The organism is Plantactinospora sp. CNZ321 (assembly GCF_004217235.1).
Window position 1 is genome coordinate 2,228,863 of record NZ_SHKQ01000001.1, and the last position, 20,011, is coordinate 2,248,873.

General features: G+C 66.8%; 17 protein-coding genes and 2 pseudogenes. 16 read left to right on the plus strand and 3 right to left on the minus strand.

What is annotated here, in order from left to right:
* Positions 1–275: 275 nt before the first annotated feature.
* The 3 genes and pseudogenes from EV371_RS09920 to EV371_RS09930 all read left to right on the plus strand — a co-directional run.
* Positions 276–458 (plus strand): hypothetical protein, encoded by a 183-nt coding sequence (locus tag EV371_RS09920; RefSeq protein WP_130461796.1) that lies wholly within the window; start codon positions 276–278, stop codon positions 456–458.
* A complete protein-coding gene (locus EV371_RS09925) occupies positions 455–2,401 on the plus strand; it encodes a type I restriction-modification system subunit M/S (protein WP_130461797.1) in 1,947 nt (648 codons plus the stop codon). Before EV371_RS09920 ends, EV371_RS09925 begins: the two co-directional genes overlap by 4 nt.
* Positions 2,402–2,544: 143 nt before the next feature.
* A pseudogene (locus EV371_RS09930) lies at positions 2,545–2,874 on the plus strand (NUDIX domain-containing protein); the annotation flags it as partial.
* Between the two features lie 26 nt (positions 2,875–2,900).
* Here EV371_RS09930 and EV371_RS09935 read toward each other — a convergent pair.
* Complete coding sequence (locus EV371_RS09935) at positions 2,901–3,362, minus strand: hypothetical protein (RefSeq protein ID WP_486484555.1); 462 nt, start codon at positions 3,360–3,362, stop codon at positions 2,901–2,903.
* Positions 3,363–3,514: 152 nt separating this feature from the next.
* Here EV371_RS09935 and EV371_RS09945 point away from each other — a divergent pair.
* Positions 3,515–4,938, plus strand: a protein-coding gene (locus EV371_RS09945) for an IS3 family transposase (RefSeq protein ID WP_486484910.1) whose coding sequence is annotated in 2 segments (ribosomal slippage) — positions 3,515–3,866 and positions 3,866–4,938 — 1,425 coding nt in all. Because the reading frame shifts where the segments join, the coding sequence is not laid out codon by codon here.
* 142 nt (positions 4,939–5,080) lie between these two features.
* Positions 5,081–5,512: a hypothetical protein gene (locus EV371_RS34230; RefSeq protein ID WP_486484556.1), complete on the plus strand. Its 432-nt coding sequence runs from the start codon at positions 5,081–5,083 to the stop codon at positions 5,510–5,512.
* 10 nt (positions 5,513–5,522) lie between these two features.
* On the opposite strand, the gene EV371_RS09955 is transcribed toward EV371_RS34230, so the two are convergent.
* Positions 5,523–6,911: an IS1380 family transposase gene (locus tag EV371_RS09955; protein ID WP_165436649.1), complete on the minus strand. Its 1,389-nt coding sequence runs from the start codon at positions 6,909–6,911 to the stop codon at positions 5,523–5,525.
* A gap of 138 nt (positions 6,912–7,049) precedes the next feature.
* On the opposite strand from EV371_RS09955, the gene EV371_RS09960 reads away from it, so the two are divergent.
* The 7 genes and pseudogenes from EV371_RS09960 (at position 7,050) to EV371_RS34240 (ending at position 14,268) form a co-directional block, all read left to right on the plus strand.
* Positions 7,050–7,244 (plus strand): hypothetical protein, encoded by a 195-nt coding sequence (locus EV371_RS09960; protein ID WP_130461798.1) that lies wholly within the window; start codon positions 7,050–7,052, stop codon positions 7,242–7,244.
* Positions 7,245–7,254: 10 nt separating this feature from the next.
* Positions 7,255–8,514 carry an ATP-binding protein gene (locus EV371_RS09965; RefSeq protein ID WP_130461799.1) on the plus strand — a complete coding sequence of 420 codons (1,260 nt, stop codon included), beginning with the start codon at positions 7,255–7,257 and terminating at the stop codon, positions 8,512–8,514.
* Positions 8,515–9,348: 834 nt separating this feature from the next.
* Positions 9,349–10,353: a reverse transcriptase domain-containing protein gene (locus EV371_RS09970; RefSeq protein ID WP_486484557.1), complete on the plus strand. Its 1,005-nt coding sequence runs from the start codon at positions 9,349–9,351 to the stop codon at positions 10,351–10,353.
* Positions 10,245–10,637, plus strand: coding sequence for a group II intron maturase-specific domain-containing protein (locus tag EV371_RS34235; protein ID WP_486484558.1), 393 nt, complete (start codon positions 10,245–10,247; stop codon positions 10,635–10,637). Before EV371_RS09970 ends, EV371_RS34235 begins: the two co-directional genes overlap by 109 nt.
* Positions 10,609–11,843 (plus strand): annotated as a pseudogene (locus EV371_RS09975) (IS3 family transposase). The gene EV371_RS34235 and the pseudogene EV371_RS09975 overlap by 29 nt, the downstream one beginning before the upstream one ends.
* A 24-nt stretch (positions 11,844–11,867) precedes the next feature.
* Positions 11,868–12,137 carry a group II intron maturase-specific domain-containing protein gene (locus tag EV371_RS09980; RefSeq protein WP_130461800.1) on the plus strand — a complete coding sequence of 90 codons (270 nt, stop codon included), beginning with the start codon at positions 11,868–11,870 and terminating at the stop codon, positions 12,135–12,137.
* Between the two features lie 331 nt (positions 12,138–12,468).
* A complete protein-coding gene (locus EV371_RS34240) occupies positions 12,469–14,268 on the plus strand; it encodes a S9 family peptidase (protein ID WP_486484559.1) in 1,800 nt (599 codons plus the stop codon).
* Here the strand turns inward: EV371_RS34240 and EV371_RS09990 are convergent.
* On the minus strand, positions 14,255–15,532 hold the full coding sequence (locus tag EV371_RS09990) for a helix-turn-helix domain-containing protein (RefSeq protein WP_165436650.1): 1,278 nt from the start codon (positions 15,530–15,532) through the stop codon (positions 14,255–14,257). The two genes, EV371_RS34240 and EV371_RS09990, sit on opposite strands and share 14 nt — an antisense overlap.
* Positions 15,533–16,135: 603 nt before the next feature.
* Here EV371_RS09990 and EV371_RS09995 point away from each other — a divergent pair.
* From EV371_RS09995 to EV371_RS10010, 4 genes are all read left to right on the plus strand, one after another.
* Positions 16,136–16,765 carry a GOLPH3/VPS74 family protein gene (locus EV371_RS09995; protein WP_130461802.1) on the plus strand — a complete coding sequence of 210 codons (630 nt, stop codon included), beginning with the start codon at positions 16,136–16,138 and terminating at the stop codon, positions 16,763–16,765.
* A gap of 51 nt (positions 16,766–16,816) precedes the next feature.
* Positions 16,817–18,343 carry an APC family permease gene (locus EV371_RS10000; protein WP_130461803.1) on the plus strand — a complete coding sequence of 509 codons (1,527 nt, stop codon included), beginning with the start codon at positions 16,817–16,819 and terminating at the stop codon, positions 18,341–18,343.
* On the plus strand, positions 18,340–18,942 hold the full coding sequence (locus tag EV371_RS10005; protein WP_486484560.1) for a GNAT family N-acetyltransferase: 603 nt from the start codon (positions 18,340–18,342) through the stop codon (positions 18,940–18,942). The genes EV371_RS10000 and EV371_RS10005 overlap by 4 nt, the downstream gene beginning before the upstream one ends.
* 495 nt (positions 18,943–19,437) lie before the next feature.
* Positions 19,438–19,995: a GTPase domain-containing protein gene (locus EV371_RS10010; protein ID WP_130461804.1), complete on the plus strand. Its 558-nt coding sequence runs from the start codon at positions 19,438–19,440 to the stop codon at positions 19,993–19,995.
* The last annotated feature ends 16 nt before the right edge of the window (positions 19,996–20,011 follow it).

Here is a 20,011-nt window from a genome sequence, read left to right on the forward strand (position 1 = left end):
CTGCGAAGCGAGCCACATCGTCGCGCCCACCGATTGCTCGACCGCTACGTGCTCAACCAGCACAACAATTTGCGCCAATCCCTCCGATATCGGGTCAGGTCAGTTGACGACTGGCCATTGATGTAGTGAGCATCCCGGAGCCATCAGCCCGACCGTCGGGAGGTATCGCAGCGCTGCCTCAAAAACGATCTAGAAACGATCGGAGTACGCGGCTGCTCGCGGGGAGCGGGATACCTATCGTCGGATGCAGTGACCGACCACACCGGAGGAACCGCATGCTCCTGAGGCTGGCCGAAGTGTTGAGTGAGCCGGAGATTCTGTACTTGACCATGGCCTTCTTCATGGCCGTGGAGGCGTTCGCCGCTTGGGTGATTGTGGATGAGCAGCGGACCCGTCGCCTGGCGCGGCTGATTGGCGCCTGGCGGAACCCCCAGGGCAAGGACGGGCAAGGCCGGTGACGCCTGTCCCGCCGGACACGGTGACCAGGTCGCAGATCGCCGCTGCGGTCTGCGTCACGGAGCAGGCCGTCAGCAACTGGATTAGGCGGTACGCCGACTTTCCCCGCCCGAGCAGCACCGGAAGAACGCACACCTATCCGACGGCCCTCGTAGCGGAGTGGTTCGACCGGCAGCACGGGACGATTTACGGGGACCGGTTCCGCAAGGCGATCCACGGCCATGACACGCGGCATCGGACCAATTCAGCGATTCTGATTGACGCGCAATGGTCGGCGCCACTCGAGGATCTAATGCTTCGCAGCAGCGATGCGTGGCTGTTCGAGCGGCTGGTCCTCACCCTCGTCCACGCGAAGCACGCCCGGGCCACGACCGCCGCGGCATACTTCACGGGACGCATCCGCACCACGTTCAAGGACCCCTGGTGGAGGAATGCCGTAACCGAGATCGACGCCGTACTGTCCGAGCGGCGGCAACCGCCGCACCTGATCTTCGACCACCTGCTCGACCGGTTCGCCAAAGCGCGACACAAGACGCTCGACCAGTACCTTGTGCCCACCGAGATCGCGCAGCTGATGGTGCGGCTGGTCGATCCCCGGCCCGGGAGCCGCGTACACGACCCGTGCTGCGGCACCGCCGGTCTGCTCGTCGCCGCCGCCGAGCACATGTCGCGTGCCAGCACCGAGTTGGCGGTCGTCAGCGGCCGCGCCGCCACCAAACGAACCCGGCACATCGCCACCATGAACCTCGCCGTGCACGGCTACCGAGCCGCCATCACCGACGACACCGCGGCCGGGCTATCGACAGTCGTCGCCGAACCCGAACAGTTCGACACCATCCTGCTCAATCCGCCGTTCAGCCGCGAGCAATGGCAGCCGGCGGACGACGCGCAGTCATGGCCGTACGGCAAGCCGAACCCCCACAACACCGGCCTTGCCTGGCTGCAAGCCGCCGCCCTGTCGCTCGCCCCTGGCGGCCGGGCCGCTGTCATCATGCCGGCCAGCGCCACCGAGGCAAGCAGCACCAGAGACCAGAACGTCCGAGCGGCGATGGTCGAGGCGGGCGTCATCAGGTGCGTAATCCAGCTCCGGGAGCATATGTTCCGGGAGGCGAAGACAGCAGTCAGCATCTGGATGCTGGGTCATCCAGACGACGCACAAAGTGACGTCCTGCTGATCGACGCCAGCGCCGCCACCCGAAGGACCGAGAAGACCCACTGGGCGCTGACTGGAGACGGTATCGAGACGATCGTCGGCGTCTACCGGAATTGGCAGAACGGCGAAGTGCTCACGCCGGCGCGGGCGGGTGTCGACGCCGTCAGCGTCAGCATCCCCGAACTACGCGACAACGACTACGTCCTACAGGTCGACGCAGGCCGGCCTCGTGCCCGGCCGCTGCCGCGAACCGACGGCACCATGGACACGTTGCTCGGCCTCGTGCCGGACGACTGGCAGAACCGCCCCCTCGGCGACTTTTGCGAGGTGCAACCGGGAGTAAGCGGCGAAACCCTTCCCCCTTCGAAGAAGGCCGCCGGAGGTGTCCCAGTCGTCACCGCCACCAACGTCCGTGACGACGAGATCGCCACCGCTCCGAAATTCACCGTGAGCAGTGCCACCGCCGCCGGACTCGACCGGCGGTATCGCATCCATGCGGGTGACGTGCTGCTGGTACGAGTCGGCAAGACCAGCAGAACCGCAGTCGCAGATGACCAGCACAGCGGCTGGCTGGTCGGCAATACGTGCATCCGAGTCCGCGCGAAGGAAGGAATTCGAGCAGAGTATCTGGCCTGGTACCTCACCCATCCCGGCGTCCGGGAGTGGATCGTGGCGAGAACGCTGCCGGGCGTCAAACCGAGCATCAACGCGAAGATCATCAAGTCGATGCCGCTCGTCGTGCCGCCGACGGAGCAGCAGCGGAACCTAGCCGGAACTGTCCCGAAGTTGTGACGAGATTCTGCCAGAGCTGCGACGCTTCCACCGAGCCCATGGGCGCCGCGGCTCTGCTCACCGACGCTGCCGGGCGGGCTCTGCTGGTTGAGCCCATCTACAAGGACTACTGGGAGCTCGTCGGTGGGTGAGTCGATGCCGACGAGTCGCCCTGGCGGGCGGCGGTCCGTGAGGTCAAGGAGGAGTTGGGCAAGTCGATGGTCCCCGGCCGGCTGCTGGTGACCGACTGGGTGCCGCCCCGACCGGAACGCACCGAGGGTGTCATGTTCGTCTACGACGGTGGCGCCCTCGACGAGCTGGGCACCGCTGATATCCAGCTGCCGCCGGACGAGCTGCGCAGCTGGGCGTGGTGCGATCAGGATCAGATTCGGGAACGGATGTCGGCGCTGCTGGCCCGCCGGGTGATCGCCGCGCTGTGCGCCAAGGCCGAGGGCACGATGTTCGACCTGGAGGACGGCTTTCACACGCACTGACATACGCCGGCGACGCGCACCCTTCGTCATGAGGGTGCGCGCTGCCTTGCTGTTCTCGCTGCCTCGTCGTAGCGGTCGGCGGCTGCGGTGCCAGGTCGGATCGCTGCCACCTCGGCGACCGGTCCGGTCAGAAGCGTGCAGCCACCGGAGCGGTAGAGGCTGTCGTGGGTGCCGTCGGCGTACAGCAGCCCGGTCAGGTCGGCGCGGGCCTTGGCGATCGGGTAGGCCCGCTGGATCCCGGCCGCCCCGATTAGCGGTGCCAGGGCGGCGACCGCGCGGACGGCGGTGTCGACGCCGGCGGCCTCGCCAACCCTGGCGGCGAAGTCAGCGTGCGGATGCGAGTCAGCCGCCAGGCGGCTGGTCGGTGACGGTTTCCGGGCCTGTTCGGGGCTGTGCTGGAACTGTCGGAGGTGCCGTCTAGCCTCCCTGAGCAGAACGACCTGGAGGGAGCTGCTGTGTCGGGCCAGCTGGAAGAGGTGCTCAGGCATCGCTACATCTACGTGCCGCGTGGCACCGAAACGGACACGATCCAGCCTGGCAAGCCCTCTCTGCCAGGATCTTGTGAGACACCGGAGAACCGGATTTTCTGAAGTAGGGCGAGACGGGATCATCAACGATCGTGACCTTGAGCATCGCTGACATGGGCATCGGCCTGGGCGAGGATGGGCGGATGAGTTCAGCCTCTTCACCCCGCTCGGATCGGCCGAAGCGTCGGACGTTCACCGCTGAGTACAAGCTGGCGATCGTGGCCGAGTACGACGGCCTGTCCGAGGCCGGCGCGCGGGGTGCGCTGCTGCGCCGGGAGGGGCTGTATCACTCGCACATCATCGAGTGGCGCCGCGCCCGCGACGCGGGAGCCTTGGCGGGGCCGGCGTCCAGGCCGGGCCGGCGGCCGGGCAAGAGCCCGGAGCAGGCGGAGAACGAGCGGCTGCGGCGGGACAACGAACGCCTGCAGGCGGAGCTGGCGCGGACGAAAGCGGCGCTGGACGTGGTGGGAAAAGCACACGCGCTCTTGGGGTTGCTCTCCGAGAGCGCGGAGCCGACACCCGAACGGCGGCGGCGCGGGTGATCGACGACGCGTTCGCCGAACTGGCGCCGTTGACCTCGACCAAGCGAGCCTGCGACCTGCTGGGCAAGTCGCGGGCCACCCACTACCGGCAGGCCAAGCCCGCGGCGGTGAAGGCGCCGCCGGCGCCGCGGCGCAGACCGGCCAACGCACTGTCGGAGGCGGAACAGGCGCAGGTCCTGGCGGTGTTGCGCTCACCCCGTTTCGCCGACAAGGCCCCGGCCCAGATCTGGGCGACCCTGCTCGACGAGGGCACCTACCTGTGCAGCGAGGCGACCATGTACCGGCTGCTGCGCGCCCACGGTGAGGTGCGCGAGCGCCGCCGCCAAGCGGCGCATCCGCCCAGGGTGCGTCCCGAACTGGTCGCCCACGCCCCAAACGAGGTGTGGACCTGGGACATCACCAAACTGCACGGCCCGTACCGGGGCGTCTACTACGACCTGTACGTGATGCTCGACATCTACAGCCGGTACGTCGTCGGCTGGCAGGTCGCGCCACGAGAGTCCGGCGAGTTGGCCGAGGAGTTCATCGCCGACGCGATCGCCCGTATCGGCGCCGCCCCGAAGGCGGTCCACGCCGACCGCGGCACCTCGATGACCTCCAAGCCCGTCGCCGTGCTACTGGCCGACCTCGGCATCGCCCGCAGCCACTCCCGCCCACGAGTATCGAACGACAACCCCTACTCCGAATCGGCGTTCAAGACCCTCAAACACTGCCCGGCGTTCCCGGACCGGTTCGGCTCCATCCACGACGCCCGCGCGTTCTGCCAGGAGTTCTTCACCTACTACAACCACGAACACCGGCACTCCGGCATCGGCCTGCACACCCCGGCATCAGTGCACTTCGGCACTGCCGACCAGGTCCGCCTCCAGCGAGCCGAGGTCCTCAACGCCGCCTACGCGGCCAACCCCAACCGCTTCCCACGGCAGCCCACGCCGCCACCCATCCCCGGCGCTGCCTGGATCAACCAACCACCAGCCGCCACACAAACAATGTGACCAATCCCTGTCTCATTGATCTTGACAGGTTCCGAAGCGGCTCGGCCTTGCTGTAGCGCGCGAGCGCAGCGCCCATCTGACGGTCGTAGCGCCCGACAAGAACTCGGCGACTCACCACCCCGAACTCGCCAAGCTCGACATCGTGACCGAGCGGAGCGGCCACCCACAAGATGGCGGCGTGGTCCTTGCCTGGTGCCCGACCTACAAGGTTATGGAGAAGATCCAGCGCCTGGATCGGAGCGTGGTGGTGCTCGTCGAGTGGATCCCTAGCGAGTTTGACGCTTGGGCGAGGCTTCGTGGCGCGTACAACGTCGTGACTGGCGAGGTCATGGACGCGGGTCTGAGCGCCGAGATCTCCAAGGTGTTGGAGGGCATCGTGTCCGAGGGATACAACGGCTGGACTAAGCCTCGATCCACCGACGCAGTTGTCGTCGAACGCTGGTTGATCATTTCGGTGTTGAGTGACTTTCGGCCGTGTGGAAGCGGCCGACCACGGCGTTCGGCTTGCTCCGGGCTCGGCTGTGGGGGTGGGGCAGGGGTTGTGGCCTGTGGTCGGGCCGCCGGTTTCGGTTGATGTGGCGTGGTCAGCTGGGTGCTGGGTGGACGGCGGTGAACAGGTTGTCGAACCCGGCTTGCCAGGGCCAGTGTTCGGGGAGGTGCAGGTGGACGCGGCGGGCTCGGTGGGCGAGCCGGGCGGCGACGGTGATGATTCGGGTGCGGATGGTGGCGGGCCGGGCGGTCGCGCAGGCGCTGCCGGCGAGGTGTCCGGTGGCACGGGTGAGGTTGTGTGCGATCGCGGCGCAGGTCAGCCAGGCGTCGTTGGCGGCGAACCGACCCGACGGGAGGTGCGCCAGCGGGCCGGCGATCAGGTCGGCGTTGACCTGCTCGATGATGGCGTGGCCGCGGTGTTGGGCCTCGGCTTGGACCAGGGTGAACGGGCTGTCGGTGAGTACCGCGTGATACCGGTAGGTCGGCACCAGTTCTTCCTGGCCGGGGATCTGTGCCGGGTCGTCGCGGCGGATCCGGCGCACGATCAGCCGGGCGGTCACCTGGTGCCGGGTGCCCGCGAAGGCGGTGTAGGTGGTTTCGGCGATCTGCGCGTCGGAGATCCACCGCCCGGCGTTTTCGTCCCAGACGGCCTGCGGGTACTTGATGTCGGCCCACTGCCCTTCGGTGATGCTGTCGCACGCGGTGCGGATCTTCGCGTCGATCCGGGTGGTGACCGAGAACCTGACGTTACGGCGTCGGCATGTGTCGATCACGGTCTTGGCGTAGAACGCCGAGTCCGCTCGCACGACGATCTCCCCTGATGCCCCGCAGGCCCGGGCGGTGGTGATCGTTTCGGCGATCATGCTCGCGGCGCCCCGGGCTGAGCCGGCGTTGCCCGAACGCAGCCGGGTAGCAGCGATCACCGGCGCTGACAGCGGTGTGGAGACGGTGGCGACGAGAGGGTTGTAGCCGCGCAGGTAGACGTTGTAGCCGCCGATCTTCGCGTGGCCGAACCCGATGCCCTGCTTCTGCTTGCCGTAGACCCGCCGCAGCATCGAGTCGATATCCACAAAGGTCAGCACGTCGGCGCCGGCGAGGATCGGCGCCCGCCCGGCCAGGCCGATCAGGGTGCCACGGGCGGCGGCCTGCAGCTGCCGCACGTGTCCGTGCGTGAAGGTGCGTAGGAACGACCCGAGTGTCGACGGGGCGTACACGCTGGTGAACAGCGACCGCATGCCACCGTGTCGGGCGATGTCGAGGTCGTCGATGCTGTCCGCGCCCGCGAGCATCCCGGCCACGATCGTGGCGACCTTCCCCGCAGGATTGGCGCCCTTGTCCGTCGGCAGCCGGACCCGGTCGGTGACCGCGTCGTGCAGACCCGCCTGCTGGGCCAGGCGCATCACCGGAACGAGGCCGGCACACGACACCAGATTCGGATCATCGAACGTCGCGCGCACCACCGGCGCGTCATGGCGTAGTCTCACCTGCGAGGTGCCCTTTCGAGCCAGACGATAGAAGCTTCGCAACTCCTATCCTTCCAGCTCAGAGGGCACCTTCTATCTTCGGGGCACCACCAACCCAGCATTCATCGGTGGATCGAGGCTAAGGGCACCGATGAGCTAGTGACCCTCAGCTTCCTCAAGGATCTCGCAGCAGGTGGTGCCTACGACCGCGAGTTGGTGCTCGCGTACGCCCGACAGTCCAAGTCCGAGCACGCCATCGAGAGGCTTAAGAAGATCCTCGACAAGTTCGAGACGTCGCAGAGGTCGCTGGTGACCACACCGGACTCGGACCACCTGACCAGCCGCGATTGGTAGGTGTACCTCGATGACCTTCACATCGCTCCATCGCTACCTCGGCGATCCGTCCGGTCCGCTCACAGGCGAGATGATCGACCGCGCCGTCGCTCAGGGCCTCCGCGAAACGGACGACCTGGACTGGAAATCCGAGCTGCCGCCGCTCGGCGCGATCCCGAACTCCGACTTCCCCAAGGACGTTGCTGCCATGGCCAACAGCGGTGGCGGCACACTGGTCTTCGGCGTAACCGAAGCACAGAAGACAGCCACCGGACGCAAGGACACGGGCGAGCTGACTGAGGTCTACGAGCGCGGCCTGCGCAGCGCCGCCGTGACAGCGATCAGCCCGCCGGTCTTCGGGCTCGGGGTACTCCAACTCGGCGAACCGGGCAACCAGTGCGTAGTCGTCGTGATCCCATCCAGTGTCGACGGCCCGCACCTGATCTACAAGAAAGAGTACTTCGGTGCGCCCATCCGCAACGACGCAGACACCGTTTGGATGAAGGAGCGTCAGATCGAGACGATGTACCGAGCGCGCTTCGACGAGCGCCGGCGATCCACCGAGGTGCTCGACAAGCTCTACGCCGAGTCGGCCGCCATGCGCTCACCCGACAGCCCCGCCTGGATCGTGGCAGTAGCGCACCCGCGGCTGCCGTCGGCGCTCGCGAACCGGCCAGATCAGACGGCAGCCAGGATGGCGTTCGAGGAGGCGAGCAAGAACGCACTCGTCTACGTCGGACGAGGCAGCCTGCACCCGATTGAGAACGTCGACCGGAACAACCCCCGCCCCGGGCTCCGCCGATGGACGGCTAGACCCATGATCGACGGCGACAGCCAGCGCTGGAGGGAAGCCTGGATCAGCATCCACGACAACGGCTCAGTGAGCCTCGCGGCAGCGGTCGGCGGTCACCGGCGTTCGAGCACCGAGTACAACGATGACCATGTCGTCGAGTCGCGAGACGTCGAGGTGGCGATCGCAGACTTTATGGGCCTGATCCGTGAGGCCAGCGACCGTCTGGGACTCGGTGAGTACGAGGTCAGGGTCGGGTTCGAGTGGAACAAGACCGAGCGGCTCCAGCTCTGGACCACCGACGGGATGAACTTCTCGTACTCGGGCAGCACCATCCCGCTCGCCCAGTACACGCCCATCGAGGTGACGGTACGAGCAGACGCGGAGTCGACAGACTTTTGCCAGCAGGTGTACGACCTGGCGCTTGACTGCTTGAACCAGGGTGGCATCGCCCACGTGCAGACACTGACCTACCCCGGTCTCCGCTCGTCACGGCTTTGATTTTGGGGGCGGCCCAAAGGGGCTGGAACCCCTAACCATCTGATCTGTAGCGTCGCCGTCGCCGCTACGGGAGCGAGCCGACTACCGATCGGCGGCTACCGCACGCCCACCGACTCGCACCAGACCGGAATGATCAACCATTGGAGCCTTTCCAAGCTGATCTTGCAGCCCACGGGTGTTCAACCTTGACCCTCTGTTCGGGCGGGTTCCGAAACCACGAGTCAGTTTCAGGCGGAGCCGAGTGCGCCGTGAGGCGCTGTTGATTCGAGTGGAGGTGAGAGACCTTCACCGCCTGCCCTGTTGCAGCAGGGAGGTGGAGCTGAGGGCAGCCCGACCCGGGTGACGCCGGGGAGGGTGGCAAGCGGCCCTGACAAAGCCAGGTCGTGCCAGTACTGCCAGATGGTGCGGGCCTGGCGAGCGGGACGGAAAGGAGTACGCGAGGAACCGGCGTTTACGTCTCTCAAGCGTGTACCGGCTCGAACCTGGTGGATATGGGCCGGGAGCGGTGCGCACCTGTCCGGATTGTTCGGGTGGGGAACTCCTGGGCTGGGCTTCGGCGACTGGCCGGGAGACCACGGTGAAGTGCTGCGGGGTAGCCGTGGTGATGCCGCAGGGACCGAGTCGGGCTCCTCCTTCGTCAAGCGAATCACAGTGAACACGGGAACCATCCCGGTCCTGCCCACGGCCGCGCGTCCGGTGCGGCCGGTTGGGCTGGGCGCGTCGACCGTCGACCGGTCCGGGGTGGGACGGAGCCGCCGTAGTACTCCGAGCCGGGGAAAGCCCGCGCACATGGGGAAGGGCGGCAGCGGTTTCGAGAAGAGATAGGAGGCTGCAATGCCGCAAGACGCGCCGCCGAATGGCAGCGCACCCGATCAGACGCCCGTTGGGCCGTGGTCGCGGGTAGCGGAGATGCAGGCCAAGCTTCACCGTTGGGCGGCGGCCGATCCCGACCGCAGGTTCGACGACTTGTTCAACTTCGTGTACGACCCGGCGACGCTGATCGTGGCGTTCGACCGGGTCGCGGGTAACCGAGGCGCCAACACTCCCGGCATCGACGGCCTGACGGCCGCTGAGGTCGAGACCGTGGTGGGCGTGCCCGGGTTCCTGGACAACATACGTGGCCAACTCAAGGCCGGTGTATTCCGGCCGCTTCCGGTGCGGGAACGCAAGATCCCGAAACCGGGCGGGTCGGGGAAGGTGCGGAAACTTGGTATCCCCACCATCACCGACCGGGTCGTCCAGGCGGCGCTGAAACTCGTGCTAGAACCCCTCTTCGAGGCGGACTTCATGCCCGTCTCCTACGGGTTCCGGCCGATGCGGCGGGCGCACGACGCGGTCGCCGAGATCCAGCGTTACGGCACCAAGGGATACCAGTGGGTGCTCGACGCTGACATCGAGGCGTGCTTCGACTCGATCTCGCACACGGCCCTGATGGACCGGGTGCGGGCCAGAGTCAAGGACAAGCGCGTGCTCGCGTTGGTGAAGGCGTTCCTCAAGGCCGGGGTTCTCACCGAGACCCGCCGGCACGAGGACAGCTTCACCGGCACGCCGCAGGGAGGAATCCTGTCCCCGTTGCTGGCCAACATCGCCCTGAGCGCGCTCGATGAGCACGCGCACGGGCCATGGTCGGAAGGCGGGATGATGAGCACTCCTAGCCGACGCGCCCGACGCGAGCCAAGGGCCTGCCGAACTGGCGGATCGTCCGCTACGCAGACGATTTCGTCATCCTCGTGCACGGCACCCGCGCCGACGTCGAAACCTTGCACGAAGACATCGCCACCGTGCTCGCTCCGCTGGGTCTGCGGCTGTCTCCAGCCAAGACCCGTATCGTGCACATGAGCGAATCGCTCGACTTCCTGGGGTTCCGCATCCAGTGGCGCCGCAAGCGAGGCACGAGCAAGTGGTACGTCTACACGTTCATCGCCGACCGGCCCATCCGGTCGTTGAAGGACAAGGTCCGTGCCCTGACGAACAGGTTGTCGCAGCAGCCGCCCGGGGACGCGCTGATCCGGCTCAACCAGATCATGCGCGGCTGGGCCAACTGTTCCGCACCGGGTTTGATGGAGACATCGAAACCTGGGAGGAACACTAGCGATGCCGGCACCGAAGAAGTACAGCGATGAGCTGCGTGAGCGTGCTACCCGGTTGGCGGTCGAGGCCCGCCGGGATCCGGCGTCCGCGGTCGGGGCGATCCGGCGGATCGCCGGTCAGCTCGGGGTTCATCCGGAGGCGTTGCGCACGTGGGTGAAGCAGGCCGAGACCGACGCCGGGCAGCGGCCGGGGACCACCAGCGGCGACGCCGAACGCATCGCCGCCCTGGAACGGGAAGTGCGTGAGCTGCGGCGGGCGAACCAGATCCTGAAGTCCGCGGCGAGTTTCTTCGCGGCGGAGCTGGACCGTCCGTCGCGATGAAGGTCGACTTCGTCGACTCCCAGAAGGCCGAACACGGTGTCCAGCCGGTCCTGCGGGCGCTCGAAGACACGCCGGCGCAGATCGCACCGTCGACCTACTACGCCGCCAAGACCCGCCCCGCCAGCGCCCGCTGTCGGCGCGACGAGGAGCTGACCGCGATGATCGAGCAGGTCCACACGGCCAACTACGGCGTCTACGGCGCCCGCAAGATCTGGCACGAGCTGCACCGCCAAGGGGTGCGGGTGGCCCGGTGCACGGTCGAGCGGCTGATGCGTGAGTCCGGGCTGCGTGGGCTGCTGCGCGACAAGTCGCCACGCACGACCCGCCCGGCAGCCGAGACCAGCCGCCCTGCTGACCTGGTCAGACGGGACTTCACCGCAGCCGGGCCGAACCAGCTGTGGGTCGCGGACCTGACCTACGTGCGCACCAGCGTGGGCTGGGTGTACGCCGCGTTCGTCCTCGACGTGCACTCCCGCATGATCGTCGGCTGGCAGGTGTCCACGAGTCTCTACACCGGTCTGGCCCTCGACGCGTTGAAGATGGCGATCTGGCGCCGCGAGAATCAAGGCGCTGACCTGGGCGGACTGGTCCACCACTCCGACCGGGGAGTCCAGTATCGAGCGATCCGCTACACCCAGCGGCTGGCCGAGGCCGGCGCCGTCGCCTCGGTCGGCTCCAAGGGCGACTCCTACGACAACGCCATGGCCGAGGCGTTCAACTCCCTGTACAAGGCCGAACTCGTCCGCAACAAAGGCCCGTGGCGTGGACTCGACGACCTGGAGATGGCCACCGTCGAGTACATCGACTGGTACAACAACCGGCGCCTACACGGCGAGCTCGGGCACGTCCCGCCCGCCGAGCACGAGGCACTACACGCGATGACCCAGCCGGTCACCGCACCCCTGGAAACCAGCTAACCAACTCTCCATCAAACCCGGGGCTTGACAAACTACTTCCGGCACGCAGTCTGCAAACACACCCTCGACGCCCTGGAGAACTTCGTGTGGCACCGGGTGATCCGATGGTGGATGCGACTACACCGCTGGAGGTGGAAAGACGTCCGCCGTCGCCTTATCGGCCGCAACGGCCGGTGGACACGACCAACGGCGGACGGGATCGAACTGTTCAACATCGCATCAGTCCCGATCACTCGGTACCGGTACCGCGGCAGCAAGATCCCCAACCCATGGGCAACACCCAACCACGCCTGACGGCAGAAACCGTGGAGAGCCCGCTGCCGGGAGACCGGCACGGCGGGTTCGGCGAGCGGCCTGGGGAAACGGACCGGGAGCAATCCCGACACCGCGCCCCAGGCCGACTCAACCAGACCGGACGCCGAGGCCGACAGGTCGAGGGATCCGCATCACGGTGGTTGGTCGTCGACCACACCGACTCGTCAGCCTCGTGGTGCTTCGGCCCTAGCCAGTGGAGCGGCGACACCTGCGGGCGCGTCGCATCCCGGGCAGCGGACTCGGCCAATCGGGCGAGGAGATCGTTCTGCCCTTCCCAGCCATACTGTGCTGTGATCGAGAGGTGCGCGATATGGGTGATTCGGCGTTCGAGGGAGTCGAGGCCGAGGCGGTACCTATTGATCCAGAGTCGGCGGAAGCTGACGCCGGTTTTGACTGGTTGGCGAGCACCGGCGCCAGGTTGAGTTGGGTTGAAACCCAGCCGTCAACGGGTCGAAGCGTCGCGATGCTCTCGGACGCCGGCCGACTCGCCGGCTACACCGTGCGGGATCAGAGCGTGGGCAGTTCCCTGCACGCGTACGGCGGGATGCCGTACGTGTTCACGCCCTCGGGAACTCTGGTGGCGGTGAGCGCCACCACTGGCCAGCTCATTGCTCCATTCGGAAGTACCAACGACGAGTTCACGTACGGTGACCTTGCCGGCTGCGACGATCAGGTGCTCGTTGTCCGCGAACATGATCGTGGCGATCAACTCGTCGTCCTTGACCCGACTTCAGGCGAGCTGCGAGTGCTGCTGGCCACGGACGGCTTCGTCGCATCACCCCGCTACCACGACGGCCGCCTGGCGTGGACGCAATGGGCCAACGACGTCATGCCGTGGGACTCCTGCGAGATCTGGGTGGCCGACTACACCCCTGGTCAGGGTCTCCGTGAGTCAAGGCGCGTAGCCGGAGGTCCCGCAGAGTCCGTGGTCCAACCGTGCTGGGACACCGACGGCACCCTGTACTTCATGTCGGATCGCTCAGGCTGGTGGAATCTGTACCGGTGGCGTAACGGTCCCGTGGAAGCAGTGGCACCGATGCCAGCCGAGTGCGCTACGGCGCCCTGGGAGTCCAGCTACGCCAACTTCGTCCTACTGCCAGCAGGACGAATCGCCATGACAGCGCAGTCCGGACCGGAGCAGGAGTTGACGATTGTTGAGCTCGATGGCAGCAGCCGAACCATCCGAGTGCCGTACACATCGATCAAACCCTATTTGACGGCATGTGCTGGCAGGGTCGCCTTGATCGGCGCGTCACCGACACGGGCGCCAGAGATCGCGTTGGTGACGACGGACGGCAGTGACAAGATCGAGGTAGTCAGACGCCCAACTGCTCAGGTCGAAGAGCCTGTAGTGTCGGCTCCCGAACGGCTCCAGGTTACAGCCGACGGGTCCACAACGATCACGGTGCTGTTCCATCCTCCTGCGTCCGCTCCTGGTGCGATACCACCGTTGGTGGTGCGGCCGCACGCCGGCCCGACATATCACAACGAGCTGCGGCTGGATCGTGACGTGCAGTTCTTCACCAGCCGCGGGTTCGCGGTCGCCGAGGTCGATTACCGGGGCAGCACTGGCTATGGCCGAGCGTTCCGCAAGGCACTCGACGGGAACTGGGGCCGCTTCGACGTGGAGGATTGCCGCAACGCCGCCCTGCATCTCATCGCGTCCGGGCGGGTCCGCCCGGACGCGGTCTTCATCGCAGGGGCAAGCGCAGGCGGCTACACCGCTCTCAAAGCGGTGTGTGAGGACGGCCCGTTCGCGCTTGCGGTCGCCCGTTCGGCCATCGTTGATCCGCAGCGGTGGCGGACGACTGCACCGCGGTTTCAACGCCCGCATGCGACGATCCTCGCCTCGGCGACGTCGCCCGTGGTCGCGGAGCAGGTGCGGCGGCCTGTCCTGCTGGTGCACGGGGCCGCCGACCAGGTGGCGCCGGTCGGCGACGCTGATGGGCTGGCGGCAGCCTTGCGGCGACGCGGCCTATTGGCTGACCTGGTGCGGCTCGACGGGGTGGGCCACTATCTGTCGGCATCCGTGCAGCAGATCGCCCTTGATGCAGAGCTAGCCGCTTACCGGACGGTGCTTCTGAAGATGGGGATTGCTATGCCGGCGTAACGAGCGGCTGCAGGGTCGCGCAGGCGTAGTCGGCGACCTCGCGCACCTCAGGCAGATCAGCGTGCGGCTGCAGTTCAGCGAGCATGAGCACGATGCGATGAGTGGTACGAAAAGATGCCAGCCCGGCGGCGTGGTCGATCGCGTGGCGAGCGGTCACGCATGCTTGATCGAGCCGGCCGGCGCGGGTGAGTGCCGCAGCCTGCAGGGCGGTGTCGATGCTGATGCGTCGCGCCCGATCCGGTGGCAGCAGGTGCAGGGCCGTGTTGGTCTCGCGGTATGCGAGTTCGTACAACCCCAGGTCGAAGAAGCAGTGGGCCTTTTCGTCGGCTAAGTCAGCCTCGCCGAAGTAGGTGATCCACTCAGGTTCGTCGCCGGGCCGGCTGCGTGCGAGGTCGGCCTCGACATGCAGCAGTGCGGCGGCACAGGCGGCTTCGTCGCCGAGGCGGGCGTGAGCGCGGGCAAGCACTGTGCGGAGCGCGGCCCGCACGGCGGGTGTGGCGTGTCCCTCCGTTCCCTGAAGGCCGGCGGTTGCCAGTCGTAATGCCTGGCGCGGGTCGCCACAGTGCAATGCCAGGTGGGCCAGACTGACCGCCACGAGGTACCCGCCGTAGAGCCGATTCCCGAACCGCGTCATGAGGTCGAGTGCGTGCAGGTAGTGCCGCTGCGCAAGACCGTCGGCGCCCAGGTCCACCGCCTCGTACCCAGCCAGTTCGAGCATGCCGGTAGCGACGTGCGGCGCCGTGGTGGCGAGGCTTGGCAGCCGCCCGCGCAGCGTTGCCGCCAACACGGGATAGGTGGCGCCGGCGCCGCGTACGTGGTCCTGGCTGCGTAGTTGCTCCAGCGTGGCAGCAGCCCTCGTTACAGCGTCATCCTGAACGGGTGGGCATCGGCCGCTCGACGGCGTGGCGAGCAACCAGTCGAGAACCGGGCGATCCATGGCGGCACTACGGAACACGGTCGACTGCACCTCACCGTTGCGGCCTGACCGCAGCAGTCGTTCTCGCTCGATCACCGGCAGCAGCCGGAGCAGGGAACCACCGCCGTTGAGCACTTGATCGCAGCGCTCAACCAACTCGCGCGACGGTAGCCGCTCGGCGGTCTCGATCCTGCGGACGAGATCGCGGTGGACGAAGATCCGTGCGCCGAGTTCGGCCTGCGACAGACCACACCTGGTCCGCAGGTAGCGGATATGGGCGCCGACGTAGTCGAGCACCGACCGTGTCGGCAACAGCGGCTTCGGAGCCTGTCCCACCTGGATGGCCATTCTCGTGACATCGCGCACAGCGACCGAGCAAGTGCTGATTGTCGCCGATCCTGCCGCCACGCGCAACATTGATGCCCATACCCGCCCGATCTCATCGGGACACCGCCGCCTGGGGGAGATCCACGTCGGCGCTGCGGCTGACCGGTGGCAGCGTCGAAAATGCCATCGTCGCAACGGCGCCTCGGCACGACGTGACCCGCAGCTCCGTACGGCCGGGAAGCGCTCCGCAGGTGGGTGAACCGCCCCTCGCTCACTCAGCACCGTGCCCTCCTCCCTCATCACATCGAGGGTGCGCCACTCCTTGCCGGTCGGCGTCCCGGACAGGCGAGCACGAGTGCCTAACGGCAACACCGTGCCCGACTTCGCCGTGCCGCCGCCGCTGTTCGCTGTGCGGAATAGAGCACCGTTTCACGACGGATCGTGCGGACAAGTCGACTGTCCGCACGTACGGTCTCGACCCCTGCGGTTTGACCAGCGATCGTCGATTAGGTGCGACGTCGGATGCAGGCGTCCAGAGGAGACATACGTCCTGCGTCAGCCGCACGGCGGACGGCTGTCAGAGCTTGACCTGATCTACCGAGTTCAGTTGATGGGGGGACATTCGTGCAACTCGCTGACGACTTCTGGCGTCTCGCCCACGATGACGTCTCCGGAAATCCTCGGCTGAACGGGCGCGGCGCTGGACTCGGCCTGGCAGCGGCTCTGCTGGCCGAGCTGATGTGGATCGGGAAAATCGACGCAGACCGCGGGCAACTCTGGGTGGTGGACAAGGGTCCCCCCAAGGATGTCCTGGCGCATACCGTCCTGGAACAACTCGTTGCCCAGCCGCAGCACACGACCGTGCGAATCTGGCTCGATTTCCTCTCGCGCGACGCCGTAGACCAGGTCGCGCAGCGGTTGTGGCGTGCCGGACACGTCCGGCGGGAGAAGTCTCGGCGGCTGCTTCGCCCGAACGGTGTGCGTTGGGTGCCAGTCGACTGGAACAACGCACACTGGCCCGCCGCCCGACTGTCGATCCAGCTTCGGGAGCAGGCGTCGATGAGCCATGCGAACGCGTTCCTCGCTGGCCTTGCCGCGGCGACTGGTCTGGATGAGGAACTGCTCCGCGACGCTCCGACCTCCAGCCGTCACTACCTACGGCGTCTTACCGGCACCCTGCCGCTACCGCTGCGTGAACTTCTCACGCACACACAGGTCGCACTCGGGGAGGCCATCCTTTCCTACCGCACCTGACGCCTGCCCTCCCGTCTCATCTCTTTCGCCCTCGAAACCGGAGGCTTCTCGATGCCCCTGTCCACTCCGCCGGGTCATACCAGTCCGGTGACGGCCACCCTGGCGGCAAACCGACTCGGCGTGCCCGCCGTGATCTTCTTCGTAATGAGCGCGGCGACCCCGCTCACCGTGGTCGCCGGGGTCATCACCACCGGCTACGCGACCACCGGCCTGACTGGGATTCCCCTTGCCTTTCTCATCATCGGGCTCGTGCTCGGCCTGTTCTCGATCGGTTATGTCACCATGGCCCGGCATGTGGCGAACGCGGGGGCGTTCTACTCCTACGTGGCCCAGGGCATCGGACGCCCGATCGGCGTGGGCGCCGCGTGGGTAGCGCTGCTGGCGTACAACGCCCTGCAGGTTGGCCTGTACGGGGCCATCGGCGCGGCCACCCAGCCGCTGCTGCAGCAATGGCTCGGCATCAACCCGCACTGGTGGACCATTGCCCTGGCCGCATGGGCGATCACTGCCGCGCTCGGAGTACGGAGGATCGATCTCAACGGCCAGGTCCTCGCCGTTCTCCTACTCGCTGAAGTCGCCATCATCATGACCTACAACGTCGGCAGCCTGACCCACCCCGCCCAAGGGCAGCTCACCACCGAGACCCTCGCGCCGAGCAATCTGTTCGGTCCCGGCGTCGGCGCGATCCTCACCCTGGCCGTGCTCGGGTTCATCGGCTTTGAGGCTGCCGTGGTCTTCTCCGAAGAATCCCGCGACCCACGGCGCACCGTGCGGACCGCCACGTACCTGTCCGTAGTTCTGATCGCCGTTCTCTACGCCCTGTCCGCCTGGGCGATGACCGTCGCGACCGGCCCGGACCGGATCGTCGAGGTGGCCCATACCGAACAAACCGAGGTCATCTTCCAGCTTGCCGGAACCCATTTCGGCCACACATTGGTAGACGTCGGACACGTACTGTTCGCCACCAGCATCGTTGCCGCCATGATCTCCTTCCACAACACCACCGCGCGATACATGTTCGCCCTCGGCCGCGAGCGGGTACTACCCGCCGCGCTCGGCCGCGTCTCCCAAGGCAGCTGTGCTCCCCGAACGGCCTCCCTGTGGCAAAGCCTCATCGGCCTGACCGTGATCGTCACCTACGCGGTCGCCGGCTGGGACCCGCTCATCCACCTATTTTTCTGGGCGGGCACCTCCGGGGGACTCGGCGTGCTGTTCCTCATCACCACCACCAGTGTTGCCGTCATCGTCTTCTTCAGCCGACGCCCACACGGTGAACCCATGCGCCGACGCCTCATCGCGCCCACCGTGGCGTCCGTCGCTCTGGCTGCGGTGGTCGTACTCGCCATTGGCAACGTATCCACCCTGCTCGGCGTCCCGGACGGCCACATACTCGCCTGGCTTGTCCCTACCGGCTACCTCGCCGCCGCCGTTCTCGGTACTGCGTGGGGAATTATCCTCCAACGCACCCGCCCCGACGTGTATGCAGCCATCGGTCTCGGCGCCCGCAGCGCCACCCTCCCAACCTCCCGCACTCCTGGCCGCCGCCTGCCCACCTCCGGACAGGGGGTATCTCGGTGAACAGTCTTCCGCGGATTGTGAGAGCCAACTATCGCGAGCGCAACGCTATCGCCGCACTGATTGCCGAAGCGTTCCACTACCTTGACCCCGTCGCCTGGCTTGTTCCCGATTCCGAGCAGCGCAAGACCATCCTCGCCGCGAACTTCCGTATCCTGCTCGAGCATGCCTTCTTCTTCGGCGAGGTCCAGATTCTCGAAGATGGCAGCGGCGTCGCGGTGTGGTTCGACCGATCCAGTCCAATACCCCCACCCGGCGACTACGAACGACGGCTCACCGCCGCCTGCGGCCCGTACACGGAGCGGTTCGCCACGCTCGACAAGCTGTTCGACACCCACCACCCCACCGAGGCGCACCACCACCTGGCGATCCTCGCCGTCACACCCGATAAACAGTGCACGGGACGCGGAACCGCTCTGCTGCAGCATTACCACGCTCGGCTGGACCGCATCGGCATGCCGGCCTATCTCGAAGCAAGCAACAGCGGCAGCCGCGATCTCTACGCCCGACTGGGCTACGTCGGACGAGACGCCTTCCAACTGCCAAATGGCAGTAAGTTCTACCCGATGTGGCGTCCTCCCACCGCATCCAATTGCCCCTGAACGATTTGCCGGTTCACGCCCCAGATCAGTCAGGAAGACGCCCGAAGACCTACCCCGTGCCCACTGCACGGTGACGGCGATCCGTCGCGGTGCGGCGTACGGGGCCGGCCAGCTGCCGACGGAGCCCGGTAGCCGGACCGGCGCCGGGTGGTCGGCGGCGGCATCCCCCCGCCGCCGCCGACCACACCCTCCGCGATCAGCAAACTGACCAGGACGGGAGCGAACGCCATGACCAGTGAGGACACGAGCTGTTCGGCCCGGTTGCGCGGGCCTACGTCGTTGCGACCGCCACCATGCCGTAGCCGACCTGCTGCCTGGGTTGGGAGACGCGCTCGCGCCAACCAGCCATTGATGCACCAGAGAGGTGCGCTTGAGACTTCCCAAGGGGATGACGGTGCCGATCAGGAAATTGTCGACAGACGGGTCAGTCGACCCCAGGGTGTTGAACCAGAGGCGAAGCAGCCCAGTACTGTCCTCTCGGGCGGGTCGAGGACCATGAAGAGAATCGCCGTTGTCGGCTGCGGCGGCAGCGGCAAGTCAACTCTCGCTCGACGCTTGTCCGGCATCCTCAATCTACCTCTGACCCATCTTGATGGGATCTACTACGACGGGCGGTGGAATCCGTTGTCCCAGCAGGAGTTCGTCGCCCAGCAGGAGAGGCTCACCGCTGCCGAGCGGTGGGTAATCGAGGGCAACTACGCCGGCACCCTGCCTATCCGGCTGGCCGCTGCCGACACGGTAATCTTCCTTGACCTGCCCGCTGTGACCTGCCTACGTGGCGTCCTCCAACGGCGTTGGCGTTACCGGGGCGGCCAACACCGGACGGAGGGCGTCTACGACCGGATCACCTGGAACTTCATCCGGTACGTCCTCGGTTACCGCCGGACGATGAGGCCCAGGGTCGGTGACTTGATCCAGGAGCATGGGTCGCACGCACAGCTGATCACGCTCACCAGCCGTCGGCAGGCCAATAAGTTGATCGACCACGTGCGGCGAGCAGAGTGTTGTCGCCAGATGCTGCCTCGGGTGCCAGCCGTGCGGTGGTGTGGATGAGCCGGCAAGGTGTTCG